We start from the raw sequence: 24,528 nt of genomic DNA, 5'->3' as shown, positions 1-24,528 counted from the left end.
AATTATGAAAATTTTCTTTTCTGAAAACAGAGTTGATTATTCAAATTATACCTTTGATTATGCCATATATTGCTGGAAAGAATCACAGCAAGAGCTACCGGAGATTTATGAAAAAGGGTTTTTGCCTTACACAGGTGATTTGAGCATAGAGGGAGATATTTTTTATCTGGCCAGAAGTTTAAGGGTAGATTTAGACAATTTTGACGATACGTCAGAAAACCGCAGGGTCAATCGTTTAGTGGAACCGTTAAAGGTTGAATTAGAAGTAGTCAAAAAAGAAGACTTTGATTTAAACGACCCAACCTTTGTTGAGTTCTGTCAGGAATATATATCGCAGCGGATCGGTGATGATAACATGAGTATGGAGCGCTGGCAATATATCTTGTCGAGAGAAATAGGAACCCATATTTTTCGTTTTTCATCAGAGGGTAAGTTTTTAGGGTTTATTCTGACAGCCTTAGATAAAGATATATTACACTATTGGTTTGCGTTCTTTGATACTGAATATATGCGTACACATTCGCTGGGCAAATGGATGATGTGGAGAGCCATACGCTGGGCAAAAGATAATGGGCTGAAATATGTGTACCTGGGTACTGCCTATAAACCCGGTGCCTTATACAAAATCAGAGACCACAAAGGACTGGCGTACTATAACGGGTATGAGTGGAGCAAGGACATTGAAAAATTAAAAGAACTTTGCAAAACCGATTTAGAACCCAAAGAAGCCGACCATTTCAAGATGATGGGAGATAAGAATGGGTTTTTGAGGAATCTTTAATTGTGAATGGCGAATGGTGAATTAGCGAATAATTAGGAGTATGCACGCTAATTTCCCATTTATTGAACCAATTATTCGCTAATTCACCATTCACTAATTCACCATTAATCACTAAATCACCGCAGCGGCGGCCGCTCAATAAATTTTACGTGCTAAAGTAAATGGAAAAGAAAGTTAATTTTAAGAAAATAGGCAGATGGGTCATGGCAGGGAGTGCCTTGATTGGGGTTGTCGTATTAATAATATTTTCGAGTAATACCTTTTCGACTGACCGTTGCAAAAAGATCGAGGTGAAGATTAAGAATGCCAACGAGCAGTTTTTTATTGATGCAAAAGAAATTGAAAGCCTGGCTACCAGACAAGGCAGCGACCAGTTGACCGGAAGGCTTTTTGATAAAATAGATTTAAGAGAAATTGAAAAAAGAATACTGAAAAATAAACAAATTAAAAGTTGTCAGGTTTTCAGAGGTATAGAGGGTAATCTGAATATTGATGTTGAACAACATATTCCGGTAGCCCGAATCCTGATGTCAGATGGGCGAGAAGATGTATATACAGACAACGAAGGGTACTTTTTTCCGCTTTCTGAAAGATATTCCGCAAGAATTATATTGCTTTCGGGCGAATATTTCCGAAATTTGCCGAGTTTAAAGCAAAAAGGTCAGGAAAAATTATTAAATTTCATCAATTTAATAAACGAAGACCATTTCTTAAAAGCTCAGTTTACCCAATTAGACATTAACAAAGCCGGCAATATTACCATTGTACCTTTGTTAGGGAAACATATAATTGAGTTTGGAGAAGCTGAAAACATCCAGAATCGATTGAATCGCTTAAAAATATTTTACAAGCAGATTTTACCTGTAAAGGGTTGGGATGCGTTCTCACATATAAGTGTGAAGTATGACGGACAGGTAGTCTGTAAGTAAAGCAGAGGTCGGCATTTATATTTTATGAAAACCTCCATAAAATAATTGTCATGGATAAATGCCTTAAAAAATAACGAGAATGAGTAAAGGCGTAATAGTAGGTATTGACATTGGCAGCACGAAGATTTGTGCCGTTGCTGGCATAATGGACGAGGTCGGGAAAGTAAAAATTCTTGACATCGTGGAAGAACCTACCCAGAGAGGTCGGGTATCTAACGGTACCGTAGTAAATTTAGAGTTTACAGCAAAAGACATTGACCGTATTCTGAATGTTCTCTCTGATAAGGCTGAAATCAATATCCACAATGTTATTGTCAATATTTCAGGCGAGAATGTAGAGGGTAAAGCACATCAGAGTTTTCTGACCAGAGATGATAGCCGTAGTACTATTCGTAAAGAAGAAATAGAAAGATTAGCTGTTGACATTCGTAAGTCTTTTCGTCCGACTGCAGGGAACATTATTATTCATACTTTCCCACAAGAATTTATCGTTGACAGAGCACATGTACCCGATAATCCGATAGGTCGGTTCGGCATTACATTAGGCGGTAATTTCTTTCTGATTTCGACCCCTAATGACCCACATCTGGCACTACGCCGAACGATTGAAAGTGTAGGGGTAAAAGTACAGAATAATCATCGTTTTGTTCCGCTTAAAATCGTTCATACGTTATTTACACCATTGGCCGATGCGATGGCAGTGTTGAGCGAAATAGATAAAAAATTAGGTGTAGCTGTAGTAAATATCGGTGGCGATACTACCGAGATTGCTATTTTTCAGGAGAGTGGTTTACGCCATATTTCAGTAATTCCGTTTGCAGGTAAGAGCATTACCAATGATTTGGTGAAGGCTTTTCAGATATTGCCTGACCATGCTGAAAAACTGAAACTGATTATGGGTGCTATACCGCCAGATGAGGTAGGTAAGAACGACATCATCAAGATTCCGGGAGTTGAAGGCTTACCTGATAAAGAAATAGTGGCGCAAAACGTAAGCATCATTATTGAAGAACGTGTGAAAGAGATTGCCTCAATGGTAATGGCCGAAATCATGCACTCGGGCTATGATGGGCAATTGATAAGCGGCGTAGTACTGACAGGTGGCACGTCAAATATTGCCATGATAAAAGAAGTATTTACCAAAGTAACCAACGGTATGAATATCCGTGTTGGTAATACTATCAGAAATATCGGACAGACAGCTGTGGCTAAAATTGCAGATCCTAAATATGCTACAGTAGTGGGGCTTGTTTTATCAGGGTTTATGCCATTAGACGAGCGTGTACCGGAAGAAGTAATTTGGGGCGATATACCCGAAAGCCAGGTGAGTATCGGAAGCTATAACAATGGCTTTGATACACCTAATAGCAAATTGAACGGCAAAAAAGAAGAACCACCGCAAGAAGAAGAACAGAGTGGAGGAGGCATATTCGGCTGGTTTAAAAAAAAGGTTTCTTCGGCCGGAAAGATTGACATGGGAGATGATAAAAACTATACAAATTAATTAAGAAGTTGTTTGAGTTAATCTTATTGAATTAAAAAAGTCGTTTTTTGTTCAATACTGCGCTTTAAAAATCCCGCTACGGCGGACCGCTCTTTTTTACTTTCAAAATTTAACTCAAACAACTTCTAACAAAACAAGCGTGCAAAATTGAGTATATATTTAAACAATATTTCGTATTTTTGAGTATATATATTATAGTAAACCAAACCATAAAAACTGATAGTTAATAGACGTATTTGCTGCTAAACGATAATGCCAGACCTTTTAAGAATTTATATTCCGCACAGGATTAATCGTTGCGTTTACGCAAGTATTTATGTTGACTAATAACAAACTTTCCTAATCTACATAAATTCTTACTAAAATGTCTCCAGAGCCAGAATTCGAAATTGTTTCGAGCAAAAACAAATTTAAAAACATCATCAAGGTGATTGGTGTTGGGGGTGCAGGCTGTAATGCTGTTAAGCACATGCATCATTTGGGTGTTCGCGATATTGGTTTAGTAATCTGTAACACCGACCAGCAGGCACTGGAATCTGCTCCGTCGGAAATCCGTCGTTTACAGATAGGTATTGAGCTAACCAAGGGCTTAGGAGCAGGTACAGAGGCCAGTATGGGTAAAAAGGCTGCCGAAGAAAGCGAAAAAGCTATTCGGGAAGTACTGAAAGAACCTACAGAAATGGTATTTATTACAGCAGGTATGGGTGGTGGTACCGGTACAGGTGCTGCGCCGGTAATTGCACGTATAGCCAAAGATATGGGTCGCCTTACAGTAGCCGTTGTAACTGACCCTTTTACATTTGAAGGTGAAGAAAAAATCAGACAGGCAAGAGCCGGTATTGAAGAACTGAAGAAATATAGTGATACCGTATTGATTATCAAGAATGAGCGTCTTGAAATGCAATACGGTGATATGGATATTGAAGATGCTTACCATAAAGCCGATGATGTATTGGCCAATGGTGTAAAAAGTATCGCTGAACTCATTACCCGTCCCGGAATTATCAACCTTGACTTTGCCGATGTGAAGAAAGTTTTAGGCGGTGCCGGACAAGCCGTAATGGGTACCGCAGAAGCCGAAGGCGACAAAAGAGCAGAGGAAGCTATTAAGGCCGCCTTGTCTTCTCCTTTGTTAGAAAGCAATGGTATCAGTGGGGCACAAAGGGTATTAGTAAGTATTGCCTATAGTTCAGAGCATAAAATCAAACTCTCTGACCAGACATTGGTTACCAAGTTTATTGAGAGTCAGATTCAGGCAAAGGCTCAATTGTTTAAACATGGTTTTGCTGTGGACGACCAACTCGGCAAGAAAGTGAGGGTAACCATTGTAGCCGCAGGTTTTGACCTTGCCCCAGAGCCTGAAGTTGTAAAAGAAGTAGAGTTTGAAGTGGTAAGAACAAGCACTGTGAAAGGCGAAAAAGTTCAGCAACAGGCAGAGCCAGTTCAGGTTCCAACGCCAATTTCTGTGCCTGAACCTCCTAAAAGAGACGATATGGAGCAAATAAGAACCATGATTCAGCGGTTTATGAGAGAAGGATACCGGAATCCGGCATTAAATAACCCTACTTATTCCCGCAATAATGTTGAGTTACAGGACATCAGAAAACTAAAGCAAAATAGCAAGGTGCTTGAATATGAATTAGATTATTTGCTGAATATGATGGAATCTGCCCGATAATTTTTTTGTTATCATTCTGAATTATTAATATTATCTATTTGGAAGAATTGCTTTTATAGACTGAAATATAATTTCTTAAGAACTTTTAGAGACACCCCAATAGATTAAATATTTCACTATGTGAGAAAATAATCTATTTTTTGTTACAAGCTATTTGTCACTATGACAAATAGCTTGTAACTTGCTCTTTATGCCTTTAAATAAAAAAATAATGAAAAACATATTTATCACTATTATATTTCTGTTTTTTTTCTGTGCTGGATATAGTCAGGTAAAAAGTAAAACAACATCTTCTAAACAAGAAGTAGAGGTAAAGTCAGAAAAGTACGATTTGGGGAATATAGATTTAGTGGCAGTACTTAATTTATCTGTTTCATATGCTAAAGCAGCAATGCAAATCAAAAACTCTCAAGGAGTAATTGGTAAAAGTAATAGTGAAATAAATAGTAAAAGTAATAAAGATGTAATTGAAGAATTATCTGAAATAATTCAAAAACCAAAACCTGAAGACTATTTCCAGTCTACACAGTATCCTTATCTGGTTGATAATAAAGAATTTATAAATATGTTTCTTAACGATTGCTCAAGTTTTGGGAAGGTTCGTACCCAATTTTATTATCGACAAAACATGTTTCCAATAATTTTTACTAAAACAGAAAATTCGGAATTAACCTTTTTGGTAAATTGCATTGCCTACGATAAGATACTTAATACAGTAGAGACAACACCAAGAAAAAGAGCTTCACGTGTGCTTACAAGCATGATAATACCATCTTTAAAGAATTTTAAGTCTGTATTTGCAATTCCACCTATAAAAAACGTTGCTATTACTGTTGTTTATGAATGCAAGAACTTTTTAGAAGATAGGAAGTTCGCTCTTATAAATGATTCTGAATCTATTACTGCTGTTTTTCCCAAAAATCTTTGTGTTGAGTTTTTGTCCGCAAAAATTACAGAGGAAGAACTTATTAAAAAGTCTACTTTTTACATAATAGATAAAGATATGGAAGGCAATGTAAAAAAAGTAGACATTCCAATTGAATAGATGACATAATTGTATGATTTTTCAGTAAACTCTTGTATCAGACCTCTGTTAAAGTAAAATGAATAATGAACTTTTTATAGAACTGTTCGTTATTCATTTTACTTTTTCTGTATTACACCCAAGAGTATTGAATTTATCTTAATTAAACCTATGATATTAGACCGAACCATAGCACCTCCCTCACAGATAATAGAACAGGTGAGCATACCCAAAGCAGAGAAAGTGTTACTTAATAATCAGGTACCTGTGTATATGGTTAAGGCAGGAGAACAACCCGTAGTGCGTCTGGAATTGATTTTTGAAGCAGGAAGCCGCTACGAAAACCATACAGGCGAAGCACATTTTGCTTCTAAAATGCTTTCGGAAGGGACCTCGAGCCATACGGCTACCGAAATCAGTGAACACTTTGACCAGTATGGCGCTTTTTTAGAAATCGGCCATTCGGTTGAGCGGTTAAGTATTACTGTTCATGGGCTTACCAAGCATTTGCCCAAGCTACTACCTTTATTACAGGAAATGATTGCCGATTCGGTAATTCCTGAGAATGAACTACAGGTTCAGAAGAATATTACCTCACAAAACCTCAAAATCAGCCTTGAAAAAAGTTCTTATCTGGCAGGTCAGGTTTTCAGAGAGCAAATTTATGGACTGAATCACCCGTATGGAAAATCTTTAACGCTGGCTTTAATAGAAAGCATTAGCAGAGAAAATGTAAAAGATTTTTACGACAAAAATATCAGGGGTAAATCTTTCAGAGTATTTATTGCAGGTAAATTCGGAGATGAAGAAGTGAATGCTGTAAATCAATATTTAGGGCAAACGCCTTTAGAGCCGCAAAAAGAGAATACTATTACTGACAACCTGACAGAAATAAAGCACCCTGAAAGTGTATTACTGGAGCGTTTAGATAACTTACAATCATCTATTCGGTTGGGTAAACGGATGTTTGGTCGTACTCATCCTGATTTTTTTAAGTTTATTGTTACCAACACCATCTTCGGCGGGTATTTCGGTAGCCGTTTGATGAAAAACATTCGTGAAGATAAAGGCTTTACTTATGGTATTTCGTCGGGATTAGTGCCACAAAGGTATGGTGGGTATCTGGTAATGGGTACCGATGTAAAGAAAGAATTTACCCAACAAACCCTTGATGAAATTGCCAAGGAAATCAGCAGATTACAAACGATACCTGTAGAGCAGGATGAAATGGATACTGCCAAAAACTATATGATTGGTTCGTTGGTAGGTTCGTTGAATACTCCTTTTGAGGTAGCCGACAGACAAAAAATTATACTCTTAGATGAACTATCGCCTGATTTTTATGATAATTATATTCAGAAAGTAAGAGCAGTAACACCTTTAGATGTGATAGAAATGGCTAATACCTACTTCAGACAGGAAGACTTGTGTGAAGTGGTTGTGGGAGGGAAATAACTCCTCACCCTCTAAATCTCCCTCTCCCACGGGAGAGGGGTTGGGGTGAGGGTATTTTCCAAATAATATTTGGTGCAATTTCCTTTTGAGACACCCTCCCTCCCCATTGTTGGGTCGGGGCGACCGTCGTGCGGTTCTTTAGAATCCAACCCCAACAGTCTTGGTCTGAATCCGTAATAAATACATATCGGCTGTGATATACAGCATTGAGCCATCATTTCCCCAGGCGCAATTAGCAGTTGGTACACCTGTTTCTATTCTTCCTATTAATTTCCCTTGTGGGGTCAATATCAATACTCCTCCTGGCCCGGTGGTAAAAATATTTCCTTTTTTATCTACTTTCAAGCCGTCCGGTAAGCCAGGTAAACCTTCTTTTACCATTGGTGTAGCATCAAACAAAATTTTACCTTTACCTACTTTACCATCAGCCAAAACCGGATACGACATAATATATGCTCGATCAGGGTCAGATTGGGCAACATATAGCGTTTTTTCATCTGGTGAAAAAGCCAGTCCATTCGGGCGGGTCAGGTCTTTTATGAGTAATGTTACTGTGCCATTAGTAGCTCTGCGATAAACCCCAAACAATTCGGTTTCTCTCGTAGGGTCTTTGTCTTTTTTCATCAAGCCATAAGGTGGGTCAGTAAAATAGTAATCTCCGTTCGATTTCTGTACTACATCATTAGGGCTGTTGAAACGTTTGCCTGCATAGTTATCAGCTAATGTGCGTTTGCCGCCTACTGTCAGAGGCATCACTGAAATACGGCGGTCGCCATGCTCACAAGATACCAGCATACCCTCTTTATTGATAATCAATCCATTGCTACCCGGTTCATCGCTATATACGCCGACTCCTGTATAGCCCGATGGCTTCAGGAAAGGCTTGGCACCTTCACCCTCTTTCCATTGATAAACAGTATTGGCAGGCACATCAGAAAATAGCAGATAATTGCCATCTTTAACCCATGCCGGACCTTCCGACCAGTCGTATCCTTCACTCAGAATTTCTATTTTGGCATCTTTGTCTATCAGGTTATCTAAAGCGGGGTCAAGGCGATTTACCTTACCAAGGGTTTTTTGTTGGGCTGTTGCGGTATAGCTCATAGTAATGATTGAGGCGAATAATACTAATGTTTTCATACAATAGGCTTTGAATAGGTTCAGTAGCGAAATTAAGGGATTTTTATGAAAATAGTTATGTATCACGATTTTTTAAATCGTCTTTCAATATATATCGGGTATTCAAATAATTAAGTCATTCCCTTCGGGTAATTAAATGGATTGATAAAATTCTGCCGAATTTTGACGATTTGAAAAATCGTGATACAATAATATCTATCTTTGCCTATAAGTGGCTTCAACCACTCCCTATTTTCAACCATAATCTATCAATACTACCATGCGAACCATTTTTCGGATGCGCTACCTGCTCGTGGCAGCAGTAAGTGTATCTTTACTTTCTGCCTACAATTATGACGAAACCCCTGCCCCTGCTATCAAAGTTCCTGCCGGATTCACCACCACTATTATTGGAAGTGAATTAGGTGGGACAAGACATATGGCTGTAACCAGTAAAGGGGGTATTTATGCTAAAATATCTAAACCAAAAGAGGCGAAGGGTATGGTTTACCTCTATGATTCTAATGGTGATGGCAAAATAGATGCACGGAAAGACTTGTTGGATTATAAAGGCACGGGTATTGTCATTAAAGATAACTATCTATATTCGTCGTCTAATACGGGTGTATATCGCTATCAATTAGATGCCAACGGAGAGATTACCAATATTGACAGCCCCGAATTAATCGTAACCGGATTAGTTGCCAAAGGCCGTGACGAATCAAAATCTATCGCTTTAGATAATGCCGATAATATTTATGTAACTGTAGGCTCTTATGATGAAACCTGCAAAGAAAAAGGTACCAACAAAGGTATCTCACCTTGTGCATTACTTGATTCGGTAGGGGGCGTGTGGCGTTTTAAAACCAATAAATTGAACCAGACTTATGGTGATGGCGTAAGATATGCCACCGGATTGAAAAATATTGTGGGTTTAGACTGGAATACCAAATCTAACAAATTGTTTGTGATGATGCATGGTAGAGGCCAATTTCATGAGGCTTTTCCTAATTATTATACACCCGAAATGAGTACTAAACTGCCTGCCGAAACCATGTATGAATTGCATGAAGGCGCAGATGCAGGCTGGCCTTATGTGTATTATGACCAGTTTCAGAAAAAGAAAATCTTATGCCCTGAATACGGTGGTGATGGTAAAAAAACAGGTGGAGAAAAAGCACTGAATCCTTCTGCGGCTTTTCCGGCTCACTTAGGGCCAAATGGCTTGTTGTTTTATACAGGCACTCAGTTTCCTGCTAAATACAGAAATGGGGCTTTCATTGCCTTTCACGGACAATCACCTGAGTTGAAAAAAGGGTATATGGTAGGATTTGTACCTTTCAAAAATGGTAAACCATCCGGCCCCTGGGAGATTTTCGCTGATAACTTTGCAGGTATTGATTTAGCCAAACCAACAGGCCCGGTACAACACCGCCCATGTGGCCTGGCGCAAGGTCCTGACGGTTCAATATATGTTTCAGACGATTTAGGCGGGACTATTTATAAGATTAGTTATAAAGGGGCGAAGTAAGAAACAATCACAACTTTACCTCTTCCGCATCGTCAGAGTGCCTGATATGCGGAAGGGGATAAAACCAACAACAAAGAATATTCTGAAAAGTCTGATTTCGATATTTTATTCACTCCGATAAGCGCAAAAGCCCATTTCTAAAAATAGTCCTACTTTTTCATATCTTTTTTTGCCAAAACATCGGAATTGTGAAAAATGTGTCGTACTTTTGCACCCGAAAAATTAAGGTATAAACCTGTTTTTCAAATCTACATTTAAAAACTCATCAAAATATAATATGGCATCAGTCAGACCAGATGAAGTTTCGGCTATTCTACGTGAACAATTAGCAGGTTCAAAAACCGAAGCGGAACTTGAAGAAATAGGTACTGTGTTACAAATCGGAGACGGTGTAGCACGTATATATGGTTTATCAAAAGTACAAGCCGGGGAATTGCTGGCTTTCGAAAATGGCTTAAAAGCCCTTGCATTGAACCTGGAAGAAGATAACGTAGGTGCGGTACTTTTAGGAGATGCAACAGGTATCAAAGAAGGTGCAACTGTAAAGCGTACCGGCGAAATCGCATCTGTGAAAGTAGGTGACGGTATCGTAGGTCGTGTGGTTAACACACTTGCAGAGCCAATCGATGGTAATGGCCCGATTCAAGGTGAAACTTTTGAAATGCCTGTAGAACGTAAAGCGCCGGGTGTTATCTTCCGTCAGCCTGTAACAGAGCCTCTTCAAACAGGTATTAAAGCGATTGACGCAATGATTCCAATCGGTCGTGGTCAACGTGAGTTAGTAATCGGTGACCGTCAGACAGGTAAAACTGCGGTTTGTATCGATGCTATCATCAACCAGAAAGAATTCTACGATAAAGGTGAACCCGTTTATTGTATCTACGTAGCTTGTGGTCAGAAAGCATCTACCATCAAAGCGGTTGAGCAAACCTTGCGTAAATATGGTGCGATGGATTATACAGTAATCGTAGCTGCCGGTGCATCAGACCCTTCACCCATGCAATTCTTTGCACCATTTACAGGTGCTGCCATTGGTGAGTATTTCCGTGATACTGGTCGTCCTGCATTGGTTGTATATGATGACTTGTCAAAACAAGCGGTTGCTTACCGTGAGGTATCATTATTACTTCGTCGTCCTCCAGGACGTGAAGCGTATCCGGGAGACGTATTCTACTTACATAGCCGTTTGCTGGAGCGTGCCGCTAAAGTTACTGCCAATGATGCGATTGCGCAAAACATGAACGACCTTCCGCCTTCATTGAAAGGTAAAGTAAAAGGTGGTGGTTCGTTAACAGCCCTTCCAATCATTGAAACACAAGCGGGTGACGTTTCTGCTTATATCCCAACTAACGTAATCTCGATTACTGACGGTCAGATATTCCTTGAGTCGAACTTGTTCAATGCAGGTATCCGTCCGGCTATCAACGTAGGTATCTCGGTATCTCGTGTGGGTGGTAACGCTCAGATTAAATCAATGAAAAAAGTAGCAGGTACTCTGAAATTGGATCAGGCGCAGTTCCGTGAATTGGAAGCCTTCGCTAAATTCGGTTCAGACCTTGATGCTGCTACCAAATTGACTATCGAACGTGGTCGTCGTAACCAGGAGATTTTGAAACAAGCACAGTTCTCTCCGGCTGCAGTAGGTGAGCAGGTAGCTATCATTTATGCTTCTATTAATGGTGTACTTGACAAAGTTTCAGTAGCCAGAACGAAAGAGTTTGAAGTTGAATTTATTACCTTGTTGAAAGCACAATATCCTGATGTATTGAAAGGACTTGCTGCAGGTAAATTAGACGATTCAGCTACCGACACTATCAAGAAAGTAGGTAGAGAGTTAGCTCAAAAATATGCTTAATAACATAGAATGAAAAGCGTGTAAAAACGCTTTTTATTCTTAATTATATAGAAAAATGCCTTCATTAAAAGAAGTTAGAAATAGAATTGTCTCGGTAAACTCAACCACGCAGATTACAAAAGCCATGAAAATGGTATCGGCGGCGAAGTTGCGTAGAGCACAAGATGCTATCCTTCAGATGCGTCCGTATGCTACCAAGCTGAACGAACTGATTGCTACTGTATCTGCTAATACAGAAGTAGGTGCTACAAGCCCTTTTACAACGGTACGTCAGGTAGAGAAAGTTCTGGTAGTGGTAGTAACCTCAGACAGAGGACTTTGCGGTGCATTCAATGCAAATATCATTAAAGCAGCTCTGGCTGTGATTAATGAGAAATACCCTACACAGGCAGCTAAAGGCAATGTAGAAATTCTGGCGTTAGGAAAGAAAGGTGGAGAGGCATTACAACGTCGTAGTTTCAAAGTGAATGATACTTATATGAGTATTTTTCAGAACCTGAACTTTGCGCATGCCCGTTCGGCTGCTGAAGCCATCATGACTGCTTTTTCAGAAGGCAAGTATGATGTAGTTGAACTGGTTTACAACGAATTCAAAAACGTGGCTACACAGATTCTTCGTGTTGACCAGATGTTGCCATTAGTAGATAAGAAAGCAGATGCTTCAAAAGCCAGCAAAATCGATTATATTTTTGAGCCTTCGGAAGAGGAGATTGTATTGGAGTTGATACCAAAGGCCATTAAAATGCAATTGTATAAAGCGGTATTAGAATCGAATGCTTCTGAGCACGGCGCCCGTATGACAGCAATGGACAAAGCAACTGACAATGCCAATGAATTGCTTCGTGCATTGAAAATTGAATATAACCGTAGTCGTCAGGCCGCCATCACCAAAGAGATTCTGGAGATTGTAGGCGGTGCCGAGGCTTTGAAAGGAGATTAATCTCTTTCAATAGATATAAAAAAGGGGCGAATCGAAAGATTGGCCCCTTTTAATTGAGTGATTTAGTGAATGAGCGATTTAGTGATTATTGAATTGACTTAATTACAAATCTTCGCCTGTGCAAAGGATTTCTCTACATCTCCGTCACACTCATCACGCCAAGGCTTTCAAATAATTTTTGCCAGTAATGCGTAACAGTCGGGTTATTTTCTTTAGACGAACTCGTAGGTTCAAAAGGAAGAATCATTGATATTTCCGGGCTGCTTAGCTGGTAATTTTTCAACTTTTCAGCATCTGCTGTGGCCCATGCTTCTGCTTCGGCATCGTCTTTAGGCGGACGTATCTGAAAATCTCTGCCGTTTTTTACGCTCTCAACCATATCACTCAGGTAATAAACTCGTACATCACCAGGATTTTCTGATAATTTGGCTATTACAGGGATACTTGCTGTAATATTGGTTTCAAGGTTGGAGGCATTGTCATTCTGCGCTTGCAGACGATTCAATGATTGCTGGATAACAAAGTTTCTTTCTTTGCGGATAGATAAATCATAAGAGGTTTTAATAGCCTCTAAATCGGTAGCATTTACCCCTTCTGTATCTTCCATCTCGGTACGACAAACCAATGACAGGGTACGGGCTTTAGAGGTATTCTCGTGGATATAATATATCTGGTAAGTATCACCTGCTTTTCTGAAATTCTGCTCAATGATAGAAGTGAGCGCCTGTTGATACTTATTGGCAACAAACGGTTTCTGCACATCAACACTGGCAGTTTTATCAATAAAAATCAATGTATGGATGCTCGGACTATTGGCTTGATTATCAGTTTTTTGGGCTTCTTTTTCTCCGCAAGAGAAAAGTGCCGATGAGAGAAAAAAGGAAGTAGCGATTAAATAAACAAAATTGCTCTTTTTCATCAAAATTGAGTTATGTTCTTAGATAGGAACGGAATACAGAACCTTGAACGTAAATTTGAGAACAAAATTATGAAATCAATACTTCAATTGTAACTTTTTTCTATAAATGGTGTCGGCAGGCATATTTTTCTGCCAATAAGGATTTTGAATGGTGGCTTTTAACACTGCTCTTGATGTTAATGTCTTGTTATGCGCACGATAACTCTCTTCCCAGCCTACAATTTTATGTGGGAAATTCTTCTCAAATATGATTCTCAGACTTCTTTTACTTTCAATATAATTCACCCGATAGTCAAACAACGAGTCTCCTCTGAAAGTTGAATCGCCTTTATAGGGTTCCAATGTTACATCGGCAATAGCCGGAGCCGCTTTTTCTCGCCTTAAACGCAAAGAACCTAAACTGGGTATCAAAATAACTTTACCTATGGGCAGTTGCTGACAAGGTACTAAACGGATACGTGTCCATAACTCGTCTTCTAAAATAGCCTTATCTATGTGGTAATCGTCTTCAATCTCTTCTTCAAAATAAGATTTGCCCAATACTTGATAGCCATTATGACGAAAGTTTAGCTGCAAGAAAGTCTGTCCGCTCCAATCCTGATTGGTATTGGAAACCTTTAGCGTAGAGGTGATGTCTTGCGTCTGAACGGGCGTAAAAACAGAAGTGTACATAGAAAAATCGTGAACACCCGTTACGAATCGCTTGATGAAATTGAGTTTCAGTACTTTTACTGCTTTTTCTTTGGCGTCTGATTCCAGTTTTACATGCTTGTCTTTACGGAAATCTTCGGTATTGAATACCATGATAGCCTCACCATCATTCAGGTTGCCGAATTGTGCCTGTTTCAGACTATAACTGCTGATTTCGGCGATGTCAGCATGCCAGTATTTCTTAAAATTCTCATTATCGCAAAGCTGTGATTGTTTGTCTGATTCTTTTTTATTGCAAGAGGACCATAGGAAAACACCTGCAAGGAAGCACATATACTTCATAAATTGTAATTTTTGAAAGCATCTTTCAAATTTAATTAATACCCTGTATTGGCTTAATTAAATCTCGTATTTGAAAGATAGGGGTCGTTAACTGAGTTATATTATTTTTTGCCTTTCCAACTTACCAGAAATACTCCTGTCAGTACCAAAATCGTGCCTACGATTTGTTCCAGCCAGATAGGTTCTTGCAAAAATAGAGTTGCTAAAATTATGGTAAAAATAGGGCCTATACTTGCAATGATTGAAGCATTACCGGAACCGATACGCTTGATACCTGCCGAGAACATAAAGGTTGGCAAAACCGTAGAAAAGATAGCCATTGATAAAGCAATAACGTAAACCTGAGCTGGAAATTGAAAAATAGCTAATCTATTATAAAAAAAACTGTGTATCAGCGTAGGTACCAGTGCAGCTAACATAGCCCAGGAGGTGAAGCGGGTTATACCTAATTTATTGACTAACTTTTCGCTTCCGACCAGATAAAATGAATAAGTAAAACCGCTCAGAATCACAAGGAAAGCACCTAAAGCAATATTTTTCTGCTGATGTACCTCAAAGTGCTTCATAAAAGCTACAAAGATACCTGCATAGGTAATCAGAAGGGCTACCCATTGTAATCTGCTTACTTTTCTTTTAATTAAAAAAGCGTTAATTAATAATACAAAAGTAGGATATATAAATAATAAAATCCGCTCCAGACTGGCAGAAATATATTCAAGTCCTAAGAAATTAACATAAGCTGATACATAGTACCCAATAAAGCCGATAAAGGCTACATAGAGCCATCGCCTTTTGGCAAAGATAGGATGAGACTCTTCTTTATATCTTTTACGAAGAATAATAAACAAATAGAAAGGAGCAGAAAACAAAAACCTTAATGATAATAGCGAGATAGAATCAATGCCATATTGATAGGCAGACTTAATAAAAATACCTTTTAAAGCAAAACCAAAAGCCGCCCCAAAAATCAAAAATGCGCCAATCAAGTACTTTGTGCGGTCTGTCATAAAAAATAAATCCTCTTATGGTTTTCAAAAAGGTAAAAATGATAGCTTTGTTTTTATTTTTTACACACCGCTTACCCATTTAGTTCGTCAGTATTTGAAAAGTTAAATTTTTTATTGTTATTGTTAAAAATTATTGTATAATTCACTCATCGGAATAGATTAAATTAATTAACCCACATGGTAACGTCCAAAAAACTTAGAAAAGAATCAGAAGAAACTGTTAGTATTCAGCCCCGAGAGCAAAAGAAGCCTTTATTGATGGAAATAGCGTGGGAGGTGTGTAATCAGGTTGGTGGAATTTATACGGTTATTCGCTCAAAGGTGCCTTCAATGGTAGAAGAATGGGGTGAGAATTATTGTTTGATTGGTCCCTATTTTCAGAATACTGCTATGGTTGAATTTGAACCGATTGAAGATTTGGAAGAATCTTATTTTGGCAGAATTGTGAAAAGAATGCAGGAAATGGGCTATGAAGTACATTATGGCCGATGGCTCGTAACAGGCAAACCCAGAATTGTTTTATTGGACTTTAAGAACCTATTATATAAAAGCAATGACCTGAAACATAATTTATGGAACCGCCATCAGATTTCGACACTGAATGCAGAAGCGCTGGTTGACCAGGTAATTGTTTTGGGTGAAATGATAAGAGTATTTCTGACAGAGTTTGGCGAAACTTATGGGCATAAAAACGATGTAGTGGCGCATTTCCATGAGTGGATGGTAGCATCGGCTCTGATAGATATTCGTACAGATAACGTACCGATTTCAACGGTATTTACTACGCATGCTACCATGCTTGGGCGTTATATAGCAGGTAATGAACCTGATTTCTATGAAAAACTACGCTACTATAACTGGGAATATGAAGCACAACATTATGGGGTAGAAGCACAGGCTAAAATTGAGCGTTTTGCCGCTCAGAAATGCCATGTACTCACAACCGTAAGTGATGTAACAGCTAAAGAATGTGAAGTGTTTTTTGGTCGTACCTGTGATTTGATTTTACCAAATGGCCTGAATGTAACCCGTTTTGCAGCCACGCACGAGTTTCAGAACCTGCATTTAAAGTATAAAGAAAAAATCCATCAGTTTGTGATGGGACATTTTTTCCAGAGCTATTCATGGGATTTAGACAATACCCTTTATTTCTTTACTTCAGGACGTTACGAGTTCAGAAATAAAGGCTATGATTTGACTCTGGAGGCCTTAAAAAGGCTCAACTTCAAGATTGTGCAGGCAGGGCTTGATACAACCATTGTGATGTTTATTATCACTAAAAATCCTGTCTATTCTATTAATCCTGAAGTTCTGCAGTCAAGGGCGGTGATGGAAGAGATAAGAGAAACCTGTGAGGCCATAGAAAAGCAGGTAGGGGAGCATTTATTCCACTCGTCTGCTTCAGATGAAAACCATAATCTGCCTGACCTGAATGAGTTTGTAGATGAATACTGGCGATTAAGATTACGCCGCACGATTCAGACCTGGAAAACCAAGAAACTGCCACATACAGTTACCCATTTGCTGAAACAGGAAGATGATATTACGAATTATCTGAAATACACCAACTTGCTGAACCATCAGCAGGATCGTGTGAAATTTGTGTATCATCCCGACTTTATTTCGCCTACCAATCCATTATTCGGTATGGAATACAGCCAGTTTGTAAGAGGTTGTCACTTAGGTGTTTTCCCAAGTTATTATGAACCCTGGGGTTATACACCCTTAGAATGTGTTGTACGTGGGATTCCAACCGTTACAAGCGATTTATCAGGTTTTGGAGACTTTATGATTCAGTTGATGAAAGATTATGAAAGCGTAGGGGTATATGTGGTAGATCGTAAAGAAAAAAGCTATGATGAAGCCGCTGACCAATTGGCCGACATCATGTTCAATTTTGTAACCATGAATCGTCGTGATCGTATCATGCAACGGAATCGTGTAGAAAATATCTCTGAGATATTTGACTGGACAAACCTGCGTTCGTATTATGATACGGCACATGACCTGGCATTGAAACGCAAAGGTGTTACCAGATTATAAGTCATTAAAAAAGGGAAGACTTTAAAATCTTCCCTTTTTGCTTTTATACCTTATGTTCTATTATTTCACTGCTTCGTCTACCCACTTGGTCATTTCCTGTAGCACTAATTCGCTTGAACCCATAAAGCCGGTACTTTTGAATTTGATTTTCCCTTCTTTATCTATACAGAATTTGGCCGGAATTCCATTTACGCCATAGTTAAGGGCAACAACACCGCCCATATCCAGAATAACCGGGAAAGTATTGAAACCTCTCTGATTAACAAAGTTGCTAACCGTTGATTTCCATTGGCTTTGGTCAACTCTTTCAAAGGTGTTTACAAACAGGAATTGTACATTCGGATTGTTTTTGTATTTTTCCATTGCTTGTTTCATGCCCGGAAAAGACATAATACAAGGCCCACACCAGGTAGCCCAGAAATCAAGAATCACTACTTTTCCTTTCAGTTCTGATAGTTTTACATTTTTGCCGGATAAATCTACTAACGAAAAGTCAGGTGCTTCTGAACCTACTGAACCTGCGCTTCTGCGTTTTACATCTTCTATAAAGAGTTTAGCAAAAAAATGGTTCTGCCCTTCTTTTTGCAATTGCTCCGCAGTTTTGGCAAAAATTTCGTAATCTTTTTCAGGATTTAGAAAATTGTTGATAGCAATTAAACCCGCCAAAGAAGTACCTAAGTCTGCTATGATAGGTTTAATTGTATTATGATATTTTTCTTCAGCAGCCATATACTGGGCTTGCAGTTCTTTTTTCTTCTTGTCGTCTTTCTTAATAGCATCAAACTGCTCTTGCAAAGTAGTTTGTGTCTGACGGAATTTCTGTGCCTCGGCAACTATCTGATTAAATTTAGCCATGGCAGGTGAGCCATCAACACTGAATGTAGCCGCTTTGTCTGGCGTGCTTACACCATCTGCTATTACATTAAGATTTTCGCCACCATCTAAAATTAAACCAATTACCTGCTGATTGGCGATATTTACCTGATAAATTCCCGGTTCAGCAATATTACCTTTAAGCGAAAAAGTCTTGTCGGCAGCAATACTTACCGAATCTATTTTCATCGGAATATTTCTGTCGTTCATTTTTTCAAGGTAAACTTTACCCGATACCAGATTATTCAGTTTACCTTTTATAGTAAAAGGTTTTCCATCGGTAGCGGTTGCTTTTGTTTCAGTGCTTGCATTCTGTGGCTGAGACTGGCAAGCTAAGCCAAAGGCCAGAAAGCATATAGCAAAAAGAGATTGTTTCATATATGTGTTATTCAATTATTCAATAATTCAGGCAGAATGGCTTATTTTAAGGCTTCTATCAATAACTGATTGGTTAGTTTTGGGTCAGCAGTTCCTTTTGATTTTTTCATTACTTCCCCAACAAACATGCCAATCAAACCTTTTTTGCCACTCTTAAATTCTTTTACTTTATCAGGGTAAGCAGACAGAACCTCGTTGATTAACGTCTGCAAGGTGTCTGTATTGCTTTGCTGAATCAAATTGTTCGATTCAGCTAAAGATAACGCAGTTTGGTTCGGGTTATCTAATAATAACGGAAACAGTTTTTGTGCGGCCGTAGAACTGCTTATCTTGTTTTCATCAACCAGTTTAATCAACTCCGCTAACTGATTAGGCTTTAGGGGTAACTCATTGATTTCTATATTTTTTTCGTTCAGATATCCTTTAATAGTAGAGGTAAGCCAGTTGGCAATAGCTCTATGGTTTTGCGTAAACTTAGCTGTTTCCAGAAAATAACCGGCTATATCTTTGTTATCTGTAAGCACTACTGCATGCTCATCTAAAATACCGTATTCTTGTGTAAACTGTCTGAACAATTCGTGGGGCAAGGCAGGCATTTGTGCTTTTACAGCGTGTAGCCATTCATCAGAAATGCTGATAGGTGCTAAATCCGGTTCAGGAAAATAACGATAATCGTTCATGGTTTCTTTCACACGCATGCCGTACGTTTCACCATTATCAGCATCAAACATACGGGTTTCCTGAATAATCTCTTCGCCTGCTTCTACCATTCTCACTTGTCGCTTAAACTCAAACTCTACCGCCCTTTGCAGGTTACGGATAGAATTCATGTTTTTTACCTCTACTTTTGTTCCTAACTTCTCTGTACCTACCGGACGAATCGAAATATTCAAATCTGCCCGCATAGAGCCCTCTTCCATATTACCGTCGCAGATATCTAAATAACGAACTATCTTTCTTATTTCGGTCAGGTAAGCTCCGGCTTCTTCAGCACTTTTCATACAAGGCTCCGATACAATCTCAATCAGCGGCGTGCCTGCTCTGTTGTAATCGAGGCGTGTATAAGCACTTTCGCCCTCATGCACCGACTTCCCGGCGTCTTCTTCTAAATGTATATGGTGTAGTTCAAGAAATCTTTCTTTAAAGTGCTTGCCATCTTTCAGGCGTACAGTTACACCACCGCCTTTACAAATCGGGTATTTATCCTGCGATACCTGATACCCTTTCGGCAGGTCGGGATAAAAATAATTTTTGCGGTCAAAATAATTATTTCTGTTTATTTCACAGCCACAGGCAAGCCCCATTCTGATAGCATATTCTACGGCTTTTTTATTCAATTTTGGTAAAACACCAGGGTGTCCTAATGTAATAACACTAATATTGGTATTTGGCTCGCTGCCAAACTGGTTAGAATCTGAAGCAAAAATTTTACTTTCAGTAGAAAGCTGGCAATGTACTTCTAATCCTATAACAATTTCGTATTGCATGAAATGAGGTTAAAATATTAGGGGCTTTTACTTATCCAGGCCCGGTCTCACAAATTTACGAGCATTAGGGAAATCTTTTTCTATTTGTCGGCGTAGTTTTTCAAGCTGAAACAATATTCTGGTAATCTTATTTACTTTTTCCGGAAAATGCACTTGTAGCACCAGCCATGCCGCCAGACTCCTGTCTATACTCACAAGCGTTAGTTTGGCTTTGCCATTGTAATAATCTACCATAAAATCGCTCAGGTCTTCTTCAAAAAACAATTGGCAGGCATTGCGTATTTTAATATAAATAAGACTCTGATACCAGTTAATTACTTCAAAAGCATCTTCTATCTGTAATAATGCTTCTTCTGCCTCTTCAACCGAAATAATTCCTTTATTCAATTCATTCTGAAACTCAACACCTTTGCCACGCATAAAACCCTGTTCTTCTTTCAGAAACGAACCATATAAGTATGTATATTCTTTGGCTGCCCTTACATTCCAATGCTTATCGGCTTCTTTGTGTGGGTCAACTGTATGAGTTTCTTTATCTGCCTCACTTGCCACTTCTTCCCAACTCATGCCTTTGTCTTCAATAATCTGCTTAATCAAATCAGTTGTCTGTTGAAGAACCTCTGTCAGGTTATCGCCTGTATTTGTTTCACTTTTATCCTCTTCCTTGTACTTCCGCATCGCAAAATTCATACATTTATCAGTAAAGGCACAGCGCTCACACCAACTATCACAATAGTTGTAAATCCCGTCTATAAAATCAGGATTCTTCAGAAACTTCAGAAAATCTTTAGGCGTCTGACCGCTCATTTTCAAACCTTTATTTAACAACAAATGAAATTTACTTCAAACTTAAAGCTATTTTTCAAGAAGTTCAAACCCTAAAGTACTAAGTCTAAACTTCAATAAAACCGTTTATCCATTTCTTGTGGCAGGCATACAGGATTGTTTCGTAAGATTGTCTTATCAAAACTTGTATAAAGCCTTTTAAGTTTCATCGAATTGGTTCTTAGAAATGAAAAATATTTTCCTTATGAAATTTGCTAAAACCTTATTACCTACCCTATCGCTGCTATTACTGGTTAATGTTTTTGTTCAGGCACAACAGTCGTCTGCCGTTACCACAAGTGCCAATACTAACCCGGCAGATAAAATAGGCTTACAAGAGGCCGTAGATGTGGCCTTAAAGAACAACCTTTCTATCAAACAAAGTGGCCTGACAGTAGAAAGCAACCTGAATACTTATGAGCAATCTAAGTGGACAAGATACCCGAATCTGAACGGAAGTGCCAATCTGAACTTGTTTTCGGGACGTAACATTAACCCCTATACCAACGGTATCATTACCAACACGGTTGGGTCAAATGGTTTTGGTCTTTCATCAGGGGTTACTATTTTTGATGGTTACCAGACCCGTAACAACATAGCTTTAAACCAGACCAATGTTGAAATAGCAAAGTTAGATTTACAAGCTATGAAAAACACAATTACGCTGAATGTAGTAGTGGCATATCTGAATATACTCTCGCAGGAAGACCTTTTAGCTATTTCTCAAAGACAGGTAGAGGTGTCAAGAATACAACTGGAACGCACACAAAAAATGGTAAATGCAGGGTCTGTACCTGAAACCAACCTTTTTGATATTCAGGCACAGTTGGCTAATGATGAAGTACAGGTAGTAAATGCCGAGAATGCCATTATATCGGCTAAGTTGACTTTGAAACAATTGTTAAATATAGCTGCTGATAGAAATGTTGATGTAGTAAGAATAGAAGTGCCAAACCCAAACATAGCCGCTTATCCTAATTCTTCTAATGAAGTATATGAAGTAGCACAGAGTTTTCTGGCTGATGTGCAGGCGGCTGATATGCGTATAAAGGCGGCACAAAAAGCAGTGGATATTGCCAAAGGATTAAAATATCCGGTGGTTTCTGCTTTTGCCAATGCCAATACTTCTACGACTACTGCCGCAGAAAAAGTATTGGTAACACAAAAAATTGTTGAGACAGAAGCAGGGTACGTAGATGTAGGAGGGGTGCGTTATCCGGTTATTGCTTTACTGCCAACCTCCACGGCTACGAGCGAGAAAATTGGTTATTTCCGTCAGTTAGGGGGCAACGTAAACCTCTCAGCAGGGATAAGTGCCAGAATCCCGATTTTCAATGGCTATAACGCTAAATACCGTACAACCGGAGCAACTATCCAACAAAAACAGGCAGAAGTTCAGGCCGAAAACGTGCGTTTACGTTTGCGTCAGGATATTGAAACAGCGTATGTAAACATGAGCAATTCGGCAAAAAGATATTCGGCTTTAGGCAATCAGGTTCGTGCTTTAGAAGAATCTTACAGAGCCGCAGAGTCTAAGTTTAATGTAGGCTCACTCAACTCGTTAGATTATAGCATTTCTAAAACTAATCTGGACCGTGCCAGAGCCAATCAGATTCAGGCAAAGTATGACTATATTTTCAGAATCAAGATTTTAGATTATTATCAGAACAAACCACTTAATTTCTAAGCCTTTCACCTTTTAGTTGGCATAGAACTATTTACTTACCTTATTACTAATTGTATACAAATTTATTTTCTCAATGAAAAAATCAAATAGAATCTGGTGGATTTTGGGCGGTGTAGTAGCCCTACTTGTAATATTTCTATTCGTTGCAAAATCGGCAGGTTGGATAGGTAAAGAAAAACCTACTGAAGTTGAATTTGTAAAAGTAGGAAAAACAGATATTATTGAAACAGTTTCGGCTTCGGGTAAAATCCAACCGGAAGTTGAAGTAAAAATAACACCTGACGTACCCGGTGAGATTATTGGTTTATATGTAAAAGAGGGCGATTCTGTAAAAAAAGGACAATTATTGTTGAAAGTTCAACCTGAAAACTATATTTCAATCACACAACGGGCCGAAGCGGTTGTTAACCAATCAAAGGCAACTACAGAACAGGCAAAGTCTGCGATTGCACAGTCGGAAGCACGACAGATAAGAGCACAGGCTGAATATGACCGTCAGAAAAGACTATTTGATGATAAAGTAATTTCGGCTTCTGACTTAGAAATTGCCGAAACTAACCTTAAAGTAGCTAAACAAGATGTAGCTGCGGCTAAAGCTAACCTGGAGGCATCTACCTTTAGTATCAGAAGTGCAGAGGCCGGATTAAAAGATGCTTCTGAAAACCTGCGTAAAACAAGTATTTATGCACCAATGAACGGTATTGTATCCAAACTGGCGGTAGAATTAGGAGAAAGAGTGGTGGGTACCTCACAAATGGCAGGTACCGAAATGCTTCGCATTGCCAATCTGAACAATATGGAGGTAAGAATCAACGTAAACGAAAACGATATAGTAAGAGTAAGTTTAGGTGATACTGCCAATATTGATGTAGATTCATACTCATTAACAGGGAAGAAATTTAAAGGCATTGTAACTCAGATTGCCAATACAGCGAATGGCACTGGCGGAACGTTAGCTGCTGCATCGGCTGCTACTGATGCCGTAACAGAATTTGAAGTGAGAATCAGAATTCTACCTGAATCATACCGTGATTTGATAGACAGACAAGCAAAAAAAGTATATCCGTTTAAACCGGGTATGACTGCAACGGTTGATATTATTACCGAGAAAAAAGAGAGAGTGCTGAGTGTACCTATTGCGGCAGTAACTACGCGTGATGGTAGTAACGAAGAGAAAAAAGACCAGCAAGGCCCACCAAGTGAAGGCGTAGCCTCAACCGAAGAACCAAAAGCCAAGAAAAAAGAAGCACCTAAAGAAGTAGTATTTGTAGCCGGAGCCGACAGTAAAGTAAAAATACGTGAAGTAAAAACAGGTATAACAGATACCGCTGCCGGAACCATTGAAATTAAAGATGGCTTGAAAGAGGGTGAAGAAATTGTTTCAGGGCCGTTTATTGCCGTATCAAAAAAACTGAAAGAGGGTGATGTAGTTGCCAAAAAAATAGAGCCGAAAGACAAGGGTAAGAAGAATTAATTTTAGCTATAAACATCAGACAAAAG

The 24,528-nt window shown here is 38.9% G+C and carries 19 protein-coding genes; 12 read left to right on the top strand and 7 right to left on the bottom strand.

Going from position 1 to position 24,528, the window contains the following annotated elements:
* Positions 1-4: 4 nt before the first annotated feature.
* The 6 genes from EWM59_RS12755 (at position 5) to EWM59_RS12730 (ending at position 7,371) form a co-directional block, all read left to right on the top strand.
* Positions 5-781, top strand: coding sequence for a GNAT family N-acetyltransferase (locus tag EWM59_RS12755; protein WP_130021364.1), 777 nt, complete (start codon positions 5-7; stop codon positions 779-781).
* Between the two features lie 161 nt (positions 782-942).
* Positions 943-1,710: a cell division protein FtsQ/DivIB gene (locus EWM59_RS12750; protein WP_130021363.1), complete on the top strand. Its 768-nt coding sequence runs from the start codon at positions 943-945 to the stop codon at positions 1,708-1,710.
* A 79-nt stretch (positions 1,711-1,789) separates the two neighbouring features.
* Positions 1,790-3,214, top strand: a complete 1,425-nt coding sequence (gene ftsA, locus EWM59_RS12745) for a cell division protein FtsA (RefSeq protein ID WP_130021362.1) — start codon at positions 1,790-1,792, stop codon at positions 3,212-3,214.
* 364 nt (positions 3,215-3,578) lie between these two features.
* The gene (gene ftsZ / locus EWM59_RS12740; RefSeq protein ID WP_130021361.1) at positions 3,579-4,892 is read left to right on the top strand and encodes a cell division protein FtsZ; all 1,314 of its coding nucleotides are present in this window, start codon (positions 3,579-3,581) and stop codon (positions 4,890-4,892) included.
* 211 nt (positions 4,893-5,103) lie between these two features.
* Entirely contained in the window at positions 5,104-5,937 is an 834-nt protein-coding gene (locus EWM59_RS12735; protein ID WP_130021360.1) for a hypothetical protein, read from the top strand.
* Positions 5,938-6,087: 150 nt separating this feature from the next.
* Positions 6,088-7,371 (top strand): M16 family metallopeptidase, encoded by a 1,284-nt coding sequence (locus EWM59_RS12730; protein WP_130021359.1) that lies wholly within the window; start codon positions 6,088-6,090, stop codon positions 7,369-7,371.
* 138 nt (positions 7,372-7,509) lie between these two features.
* Here EWM59_RS12730 and EWM59_RS12725 read toward each other — a convergent pair whose 3' ends face one another.
* The gene (locus EWM59_RS12725) at positions 7,510-8,511 is read right to left on the bottom strand and encodes an SMP-30/gluconolactonase/LRE family protein (RefSeq protein ID WP_130021358.1); all 1,002 of its coding nucleotides are present in this window, start codon (positions 8,509-8,511) and stop codon (positions 7,510-7,512) included.
* A 259-nt stretch (positions 8,512-8,770) separates the two neighbouring features.
* Here EWM59_RS12725 and EWM59_RS12720 point away from each other — a divergent pair, with 259 nt between their 5' ends.
* The 3 genes from EWM59_RS12720 (at position 8,771) to atpG (ending at position 12,816) form a co-directional block, all read left to right on the top strand.
* Positions 8,771-10,021, top strand: a complete 1,251-nt coding sequence (locus tag EWM59_RS12720; protein WP_130021357.1) for a PQQ-dependent sugar dehydrogenase — start codon at positions 8,771-8,773, stop codon at positions 10,019-10,021.
* Between the two features lie 277 nt (positions 10,022-10,298).
* Positions 10,299-11,876 (top strand): F0F1 ATP synthase subunit alpha, encoded by a 1,578-nt coding sequence (gene atpA / locus EWM59_RS12715; RefSeq protein ID WP_130021356.1) that lies wholly within the window; start codon positions 10,299-10,301, stop codon positions 11,874-11,876.
* 55 nt (positions 11,877-11,931) lie between these two features.
* Complete coding sequence (gene atpG / locus EWM59_RS12710; protein WP_130021355.1) at positions 11,932-12,816, top strand: ATP synthase F1 subunit gamma; 885 nt, start codon at positions 11,932-11,934, stop codon at positions 12,814-12,816.
* A gap of 133 nt (positions 12,817-12,949) precedes the next feature.
* Here atpG and EWM59_RS12705 read toward each other — a convergent pair whose 3' ends face one another.
* The 3 genes from EWM59_RS12705 to EWM59_RS12695 form a co-directional block, all read right to left on the bottom strand.
* Positions 12,950-13,735 (bottom strand): hypothetical protein, encoded by a 786-nt coding sequence (locus EWM59_RS12705; RefSeq protein ID WP_165372168.1) that lies wholly within the window; start codon positions 13,733-13,735, stop codon positions 12,950-12,952.
* 75 nt (positions 13,736-13,810) lie between these two features.
* On the bottom strand, positions 13,811-14,728 hold the full coding sequence (locus EWM59_RS12700; RefSeq protein ID WP_130021354.1) for a hypothetical protein: 918 nt from the start codon (positions 14,726-14,728) through the stop codon (positions 13,811-13,813).
* Between the two features lie 101 nt (positions 14,729-14,829).
* Positions 14,830-15,735 carry a DMT family transporter gene (locus EWM59_RS12695; RefSeq protein WP_130021353.1) on the bottom strand — a complete coding sequence of 302 codons (906 nt, stop codon included), beginning with the start codon at positions 15,733-15,735 and terminating at the stop codon, positions 14,830-14,832.
* A gap of 177 nt (positions 15,736-15,912) precedes the next feature.
* On the opposite strand from EWM59_RS12695, the gene EWM59_RS12690 reads away from it, so the two are divergent.
* The gene (locus tag EWM59_RS12690; protein ID WP_130021352.1) at positions 15,913-17,778 is read left to right on the top strand and encodes a glycogen/starch synthase; all 1,866 of its coding nucleotides are present in this window, start codon (positions 15,913-15,915) and stop codon (positions 17,776-17,778) included.
* Between the two features lie 60 nt (positions 17,779-17,838).
* On the opposite strand, the gene EWM59_RS12685 is transcribed toward EWM59_RS12690, so the two are convergent.
* The 3 genes from EWM59_RS12685 to EWM59_RS12675 are packed head-to-tail and all read right to left on the bottom strand — an operon-like array spanning position 17,839 to position 21,323.
* Positions 17,839-19,029, bottom strand: a complete 1,191-nt coding sequence (locus EWM59_RS12685) for a redoxin domain-containing protein (RefSeq protein WP_130021351.1) — start codon at positions 19,027-19,029, stop codon at positions 17,839-17,841.
* Positions 19,030-19,070: 41 nt separating this feature from the next.
* Positions 19,071-20,516 carry an Asp-tRNA(Asn)/Glu-tRNA(Gln) amidotransferase subunit GatB gene (gatB, locus tag EWM59_RS12680; protein ID WP_130021350.1) on the bottom strand — a complete coding sequence of 482 codons (1,446 nt, stop codon included), beginning with the start codon at positions 20,514-20,516 and terminating at the stop codon, positions 19,071-19,073.
* 27 nt (positions 20,517-20,543) lie between these two features.
* Positions 20,544-21,323: a hypothetical protein gene (locus EWM59_RS12675; RefSeq protein WP_130021349.1), complete on the bottom strand. Its 780-nt coding sequence runs from the start codon at positions 21,321-21,323 to the stop codon at positions 20,544-20,546.
* A gap of 223 nt (positions 21,324-21,546) precedes the next feature.
* On the opposite strand from EWM59_RS12675, the gene EWM59_RS12670 reads away from it, so the two are divergent.
* Positions 21,547-23,028, top strand: coding sequence for a TolC family protein (locus tag EWM59_RS12670; RefSeq protein ID WP_165372167.1), 1,482 nt, complete (start codon positions 21,547-21,549; stop codon positions 23,026-23,028).
* A 73-nt stretch (positions 23,029-23,101) separates the two neighbouring features.
* Positions 23,102-24,502: an efflux RND transporter periplasmic adaptor subunit gene (locus tag EWM59_RS12665; protein ID WP_130021347.1), complete on the top strand. Its 1,401-nt coding sequence runs from the start codon at positions 23,102-23,104 to the stop codon at positions 24,500-24,502.
* The last annotated feature ends 26 nt before the right edge of the window (positions 24,503-24,528 follow it).

Source organism: Emticicia agri, assembly GCF_004168285.1.
Taxonomy (GTDB): Bacteria; Bacteroidota; Bacteroidia; order Cytophagales; family Spirosomataceae; genus Emticicia; species Emticicia agri.
This window is presented reverse-complemented; position numbering and strand designations above follow the sequence as displayed.